General features: G+C 72.9%; 8 protein-coding genes. 4 read left to right on the top strand and 4 right to left on the bottom strand.

What is annotated here, in order from left to right; genetic code table 11:
• From ACWCO3_RS28590 to ACWCO3_RS28575, 4 genes are all read right to left on the bottom strand, one after another.
• A partial coding sequence (locus ACWCO3_RS28590; protein ID WP_450012984.1) for an SDR family NAD(P)-dependent oxidoreductase occupies positions 1–873 on the bottom strand: 873 nt, incomplete at its 3' end.
• Between the two features lie 20 nt (positions 874–893).
• Positions 894–2402: a flavin-containing monooxygenase gene (locus ACWCO3_RS28585; protein ID WP_450012982.1), complete on the bottom strand. Its 1509-nt coding sequence runs from the start codon at positions 2400–2402 to the stop codon at positions 894–896.
• Between the two features lie 62 nt (positions 2403–2464).
• Complete coding sequence (locus ACWCO3_RS28580; protein WP_450012980.1) at positions 2465–2923, bottom strand: hypothetical protein; 459 nt, start codon at positions 2921–2923, stop codon at positions 2465–2467.
• Complete coding sequence (locus ACWCO3_RS28575; protein ID WP_145782597.1) at positions 2923–3402, bottom strand: hypothetical protein; 480 nt, start codon at positions 3400–3402, stop codon at positions 2923–2925. The genes ACWCO3_RS28580 and ACWCO3_RS28575 overlap by 1 nt, the downstream gene beginning before the upstream one ends.
• 44 nt (positions 3403–3446) lie before the next feature.
• Here ACWCO3_RS28575 and ACWCO3_RS28570 point away from each other — a divergent pair, with 44 nt between their 5' ends.
• The 4 genes from ACWCO3_RS28570 to ACWCO3_RS28555 all read left to right on the top strand — a co-directional run.
• On the top strand, positions 3447–4424 hold the full coding sequence (locus ACWCO3_RS28570; protein WP_450012978.1) for a helix-turn-helix transcriptional regulator: 978 nt from the start codon (positions 3447–3449) through the stop codon (positions 4422–4424).
• Positions 4425–4517: 93 nt separating this feature from the next.
• Complete coding sequence (locus tag ACWCO3_RS28565; RefSeq protein ID WP_450012976.1) at positions 4518–5147, top strand: ATP-binding cassette domain-containing protein; 630 nt, start codon at positions 4518–4520, stop codon at positions 5145–5147.
• Positions 5147–6427, top strand: a complete 1281-nt coding sequence (locus ACWCO3_RS28560) for a hypothetical protein (protein ID WP_450012974.1) — start codon at positions 5147–5149, stop codon at positions 6425–6427. Before ACWCO3_RS28565 ends, ACWCO3_RS28560 begins: the two co-directional genes overlap by 1 nt.
• Positions 6424–7435, top strand: a 1012-nt coding sequence (locus ACWCO3_RS28555; protein WP_450012972.1) for a carbohydrate ABC transporter permease, incomplete at its 3' end; no start/stop codon positions are given. The genes ACWCO3_RS28560 and ACWCO3_RS28555, both read left to right, overlap by 4 nt.

Raw genomic sequence — 7435 nt, 5'->3', positions numbered from 1 at the left:
CTGGGCATCCGGTCCAGCTCCACGATGATGTACGGCCACGTCGACCATCCCGGGCAGTGGCTGGCGCACTTCCGGGTGCTGGCCGGGGTGCAGGAGCACCCGGGCCAGCAGGTCGGGCAGCTTCGCCGACCAGCCGATCAGCACCCGGCCCCGACGCCGCTCGACGCCACGCAGGATCACCTCGGCGGCCCGCTCCGGCGCGATGGTCAGCAGCTTCTCGAACTGTGCCCGGCCGGCCGCGTACTCCTCGCGGGAGACGCCGCTGCCGATGCGGGCGTTCTCGGTGATGCGGGTGCGGATCCCGCCCGGGTGTACCGACGTCACCCCGATGCCATCGTCGACCAGTTCGTGGCGCAGCGCCTCGGTGAGGCCGCGCACGGCGAACTTGCTCGCCGAGTACGCGGCCTGCCCGGCCGGCGCGATCAACCCGAACAGGCTGGAGATGTTGACCAGATGCGCGCCGCGTTCCGCCCGGAGGGTGGGCAGCAGCGCGTGGGTCAGCTGCGCCACGGCCCGGAAGTTGACGTCGATCACCCAGCTGAACTCGTCGAACGTCACCTGGTCGAACCGGCCCCCGAGGCCGACGCCGGCGTTGTTCACGAGCAGCCGTACGCGCGGGTGGCGCTGGCCGATCTCCGCGGCCACCTGGGCGGTGGCCGTCGCGTCGGCGAGATCCACCACGTACGTGTGCACGTGGCGGTCCGGGTGCGCCACGCGGATCGCGGTGACGACGGTGTCCAGCCGCTCCGCGTCGCGGTCCAGCAGCACCAGGTCGCTGCCCCGGCGGGCCAGCGCGTGCGCCAACGCGGCCCCGATGCCGCTGGCCGCGCCGGTGACCACGGCCGTGGCCCCGGCGAACTCGAACCTCTGCACGGGTGCTCCTCTCCTGGCGGTCAGCGACGCTCGGACGACACGGGACGTCGGGTGCCGGTGGGCGCGTCGGTCTCGCCGACCCGGGAGAACCGCACACCCGAGTCGGTGAGCCTGCCGTGCCGCATCAGCAGCACGTCGCGGGGGTAGTTCTGGTGCAGCCGCCACGGCGCGTCCGCACCCTGTTTGGGCAGCGTGTCGACGGCGCGCAGCACGTAGCCGGAGCGCAGGTCGATCAGCGGCACCCGCCCGTCGTCGGGGGGCGGGAGCGGCGTGACGACCTGCTGTGCGGTGCGGTCCAGGTGCCGCAGCAGACGGCAGACGTAGCCGGCGACGAGGTCGGCCTTGAGCGTCCAGGACGCGTTGGTGTAGCCGAGGGTCAGCGCGAAGTTCGGCACCCCGGACAGCATCATGCCCTTGTAGGCGACGGTGCTGGCGAGGTCGACGTCGATGCCGTCCACCCGCAGCGTCAGGCCGCCGACGGCGAGCAGGTTGAGCCCGGTAGCGGTGACCACGATGTCGGCGGGCAGCACGTCGCCGGAGGTCAGTCGGACACCGTCCGGGGTGAAGGTGTCGACGGTGTCGGTGACCACCGACGCCCGGCCCTGCCGCACGGCGGTGAACAGGTCACCGTCGGGCGCGACGCAGAGCCGCTGGTCCCACGGGTCGTAGCGGGGTGAGAAGTGCCTGTCGACGTCGTACCCGACCGGGAGTCGGCCGGTGGCGACCCGGCGCAGCCTCCGCCTGACCAGGCCGGGCGCACGCCGGCTGAGCTGGTAGGTGACTGTGGACAGCAGCACGTTCTTCCAGCGCACCACCGGATACGCGGCCTTCGCCGGCAGCCAGCGCCGCAACGCGTCGGCCAGCCGGTCCCGCGACGACAACGCCATGACGTACGTGGGTGAGCGCTGGAGCATCGTCACGTGGGCGGCCCGCCGCGCCATCGCCGGAACCAGGGTCACCGCTGTGGCGCCGCTGCCGATGACCACCACCCGCTTACCTGTGTGGTCGAGGTCGTCGGGCCAGTGCTGCGGGTGCACCAGCCTCCCGGTGTACGCGTCGAGACCGGGCAGTGGTGGGGTGTAGCCCTCGTCGTAGCGGTAGTAGCCGGTGCAGGCGAACAGGAACGAGCAGGTCAGCACCACGGTCTCGGCGGTGTCGGCCCGTTCGGCGTACACCGTCCAGCGGGCGGTGGCGGTGTGCCACTCGGCGCGCAGCACCCGGTGCCGGAAGCGGATGTGCCGCTGCACGTCGTACTCCCGGGCGGTTTCGCGGACGTACTCCCGGATGGTCGCGCCGTCGGCGATGGCCTTCGGGGCGGTCCAGGGCTTGAACGCGTAGCCGAGGGTGAACATGTCCGAGTCCGAGCGGATGCCCGGGTAGCGGAACAGGTCCCAGGTGCCGCCGACGGTGTCGCGTGCCTCCAGCACCGCGTACGTCTTGTCCGGGCAGTCACGGGTCAGGTGGCAGGCCGCGCCGATGCCGGACAGGCCAGCGCCGATGATCAGCACATCGACGTGGTCGGAGGCCATGACGTCCCTCCATCCGGGGCGGTGGACGGACCCTAACACCGCACCCGGACGGCCGGAAGCTGCTAGTCGGACGCACGCGTGAAGATCATGATCCAGTTGGTTTCCCAGGTCTGCTCGCCGTCGACGGAGAACGCCTGCTCCCAGCGGGCGGTGGTCGCGCTGATGTCCGACCAGATGAACCGGCACCGCACCGGTCGCCCCTCGTACTGGTCGTCGGCGTAGAAGTGGCCGACCCCGTCGACGAAACGGCCCACCATCGGCGGCTGTTCGAGCACGCCGCTGCCGCTGGTCATCCAGTAGATCGACCACTCCTGCCGGGCCGGGTCGAAGATCCGGATCGTCGCGCCGGCGGAGCCCTTGGTCGGGAACGTGATCTCGTCGAAGTGGCCGCCTCCGGCGAAGAAGCCGTGCGCGACCGACACCCCGGGGAACTCCTCCCACTCGTCCGAGCCGACCAGCCGCTCGCGCAGCCGCCGGTTGACGACGTTCCAGGTGCCGGTGAAGAAGTCGAAGTCGCCCATCAGTGGCCTACCGGCCCTTCCGCTCGCGTGTCGCTCAGATAGTCGGTCAGGTCGGGGCTCTCCGGCGCCAGCATGTGTCGGACCCAGGCGGCCCGCTCGTGCTCCAGCACCGACAACTCCCACACGCAGCCCATCCCGGGGCGGTGCAGTGCGACGAAGTGTGCCGGGTCGTCGTCGGGGCAGTCCAGGGCCGGTTGCCCGGCCACCGCGACGCGGACCTCCACCGCGTTGTCGAACATCCAGGTGTACGCCAGCAGGTAGGCGCCGGTGTCCGCGCCCCGGTGCAGCACCACCCATCCGGCGGCCGGGGTGCCGTCCTCCATGACGTCGGCCAGCAGCGCGGGCAGCAGGTCGTACGCCGCCTTCTCCACCTCCGGCTCGATGCGCTGTTCCGGCTGGTCGATGTGGTAACGCTTGAGCTGTCGACCGTCCACCGTGATCGATCCCGGTGTGCTCAGATCCTTGTCCCGAAAAGCCATGTCGGGACAGTAGGACCGCTTCACTGACAGCTAGTGTCAGTGAAGTGCGGGCCAGTCGACTTCTCTCCGTCCTGATGCTGCTCCAGACACACGGTCGCCTCACCGCCGTGCAGCTCGCCGAGCGGTTGGCCGTCTCCCCCCGCACCATCTACCGCGACGTGGAGTCGCTGCACGCCGCCGGCATCCCGCTTTACGGAGAGGCCGGGCACGCCGGCGGCTACCAACTGGTCGACGGCTGGCGGACCCGCCTGACCGGGCTGACCGCCGAGGAGGCCGACCGGCTGTTCCTGGCCGGCCTGCCCGGCCCGGCCGACGAGCTGGGCTACGGCGACGTGGTGGCCGCGCTGCAACTCAAGCTGCACGCCGCGCTCCCCGCGCCGCTTCGCGACCGGGCCACCCGACTCCAGCAGCGCTTCCACCTCGACGCGCCCGGCTGGTACGCCGACGGCGACGCCTCGCCGGAGTTGGCGCGTACGGCCGAGGCGGTCTGGCGGCAGCACCGCGTCGAGGTGCGCTACCGGAGCTGGAACGGTGAGGTGACCCGGGTGCTGGAGCCGTACGGCCTGGTGCTCAAGGGTGGCCGGTGGTACGTGGTGGCCGACCAGCCCGGCCGGGGCGCTCCGGCGACGTACCGGGTGAGCCAGATTCTCGCCCTGACTCCGCTCCCGCAGGAGTTCGACCGGCCCGCCGACTTCGACCTGCCGTCGTGGTGGCGGGCGCACGTGGTGCGGTTCCGCGCCCGGCTGCACCGCGACGAGGCCACCGTACGGCTCTCCCCCGGCGGCCGGGAACGGCTGCGGGAGATCGCCGGCGACCCGGTGGTGACCGCAGTGGAGGCCAGCGCCGGGCCGCCGGACGCGGGCGGCTGGGTGACCGCGGTGCTGCCGATCGAGTCGCTCACCCACGCCCACGGTGAGCTGCTACGCCTCGGCGCCGACGTCGAGGTGCTGGCCCCGGCGGCGCTGCGCGAGCGCCTGGCCGCCACGGCGGCCGGCCTCGCCGCGCTCTACTCCACCGGCTGAGCGGACCGACACCTCCACAATGGAGGTGTCCGAGGGCATCGATTGTCGGCATGGTGTGCCACCCTGGGTGCGTTCTCCCAGCGGTCACCGGAGGTGAGGGTCACGTTACGGCTACGCGCACTGGTCGCCGTCCCCGGCACCGGACCGGTGACCCTGGACGTTCCCGCCGGCACGCTCGCCGCCCTGGTCGCCCCACCCCGGTTCGGCACCGCTGTCGCCCGGGTGCTGGTCGGCCTCGCCGCGCCGGTGACCGGTCGCATCCTGGTCGGTGACCGGGACGTCACCGCGCTGCCGCCGCCACGCCGGCAGATCGGCTACGTGCCGGCCGGCGGCGCGTTGCTGCCGCAGCTGAGCGTGCGCCGCAACATCGAGTACGGCCAGCGCAAACGCGAACGTGTGCACGAGGTGGCCGACGACTGGACGACCACCGTCGTCGACCGGCTCGAGTTGGCGCTGTCGCTCACCCTGCTGCCGCACCAGATCTCCGCCGCCCAACGGTTCCGGGTTGCCCTCGCCCGGGCGGCGGCCTGCCTGCCCGAGGTGCTCGTGGTCGACCTGCCGGCGGGTTCGGCCGGCGACAGTCGCCTCGCCGACCTGATGCCCCGACTCTCCCCACCCGAGGCCCCCGGGGTGGCGGTGCTGGTCTGCACCGCCGACCCGGCCACCCTTGCCGAGATCCCGGTGCGGCACGAGCTGGTCACCGAGCCGAGCGAGGCGACTTGATGAGACCGGTCGCCCGTACGAGCCGTCGCGCCCTGCTGCGCGCCGCCGCCGCGGGCGTCGCCGCGATGGCCGCCGGCTGTTCCGGCGGGACCCGGTCGGTGCAGGTCGCGGTGGTCTGGAGCACCAGCGAGCTGGACCGGTTCCGCCAGGTCGTCGGCGACTACCCCGGTGGTTCGGTGCAGGTGGTGAGCGCCGGCAACGACATCGACGCCTTCCTGCGGGCCCGGCACCTCGCGGGCACCAGCCCGGACGTGGCGATCCTGCCCCGCCCCGGCCTGGTCACCGAGTACGCCCAGCGTGGCTGGCTGAGCCCGGTGCGTCCGTCCAACGAGTACGCGGTGCCCAACGGGCTGGGCGACCTGCTGACCGCCGACGGCCGGCGCTACGGCGTGTGGGTCAAGGCGGCGCACAAGTCGTTGGTCTGGCACCTGCCGTCGATGCTGCCGGAGCAACCGACCGACTGGGACGCGCTGGTCGAGCGCACCCGACAGCTCGGCGCGATCGCCCGGCGTGACGGCGGCCCGGCGCCCCTGGCCATCGGCGCCGCCGACGGCTGGGTGCTCACCGACTGGTTCGAGAACGTCCTGGCCGACGTGGCACCCGAGAGCTACAACGCTCTCGCCAGGTCGGACGCGGACTGGCAGGGCGGTCCGGTGCGCGACGCCCTGGACCGGCTGGCCGGGCTCTGGAGCATCGACGGCGCGTTCCTCGGCGGCGGCCGTCGCGCCCTGCTCACCCAGTACGAGGAGTCGGTGATCCAGGTGGTGTATTCCCGGCGTGCGGTGATGCTCTGCGGGGCGGACTTCACGGCCGACGTCGTCGTCCCGTTCCAGCGCGGCCCGGAAGCGCCCACCACGTTCCCGTTCCCGGGCACCCGACCGGGAGGCGGCCCTTTGATCGTCGGCGGGGACGCGGCGGTGGCGTTCGCGGGCTCCCAGGGCGGGGTGGAGCTGGTCCAGTGGCTCACCAAGGCCGATTCGTTCCGGCCCTGGCTGCGCGCCGGTGGCTACCTCTCGCCCAACACCAACGTGCCGATCACCAGCTACACCGACCCGGACGGTCGGAAGCTCGCCCGGGAGATGCAGGCGCCCGGCACGCTGCGTTTCGACCTCTCCGACCAGTTGCCGGGTGCGTTCACCGGCTCGGACGGCGTCGGCATCTGGCGCATCATGCAGGGCTTCTTCGCCGACGTCACCGACGGTGTCGGCGCCAACGAGGCGATCCGCCGCGCCACCGGTCAGCTCGCCCTGGCGGCCCGCAACGCGGGCGGCGGCCGATGAGCCAGCCGCGGGTCCTCGGCGAACTGGCCGTGCTCGACGACGTCGGGCCACCCCGGCGGGGGCGTGCCTATCCGGCGGCGGGGGCGACCTCGGCGCTGCTGCTGCCGGCCGCCGTGCTGCTCGGTGGGCTCGTGCTGTGGCCGGTGCTCCGGACCATGCACGCCAGCGTCACCACCGACGGCCGCTGGGTCGGCGCGGAGCACTTCCGGACCGCGCTCGCCGCCCCGGGCACCGGCGCGGTGGTCGGCCGGACGGTGCTGTGGGCCCTGCTGGTGCCGGCGGTGGTGACCGCGCTGGGCTACCTGCTCGCCGCCGCGTCCCGCCGCTCCGAGGAGGGCGGCCTGGTCCGCTTGATCCTCCTGGTGCCGGTGGCGTTGCCGCTGGTCGTCACCGGGGTCACCTTCCGGCTGATGTACGACCCCGACCCGAGCCGAGGGTTGGCCACCCTGGTCGCCGCCCGCCTGACCGGCCGCTCGGCCGAGGACGCGCCGCAGTTGCTCGGGCCTGGGCTGGTCACCGTGGCGTTGATGTCGGCGTTCGTCTGGGCCTGGGTGGGCCTGGCCGTGCTGGTGTTCCGATCCGCGCTGGACACGGTGCCGCCGAGTCTCGCCGACGCGGTCCGCGCCTACGGCGGGCGGCGTCGGCACGTCCTGTGGGACGCCCAGTGGCGGCCCCTGCTGCTGCGGACCACGGCTGTGGTCTTCGCGCTGGTGGCGGTCGGCACCAGCCGCACGTTCGACCTGATCCTGGTGATGACCCCCGGCTCGGTCCGGGACGAGGCGTCGGTGCTCGCGCTGCGGATCTGGCAGACCTCGGGGGGCACCACCACCGGCGACGGCGCCGCGCTCGGCGTGGTGTGGCTGGTGGCGGTCGTCGGCGGGATCATGGTGGCCGCGCTCTTCGTCCGGCAGGCCTGGCCGCCGCCGCGCGCCGAGGCGGTCCTCGGCCTCACCTTCGCGGTGGGCATCGTCGGGTTGGAAATGGCGCGGTTCGCCGCCCGTAAGCGCC

Source organism: Micromonospora sp. NPDC002411, assembly GCF_053592955.1.
The sequence above is the reverse complement of the archived record's forward strand: the minus strand, read 5'-3'. Positions and strand labels throughout refer to the sequence as shown.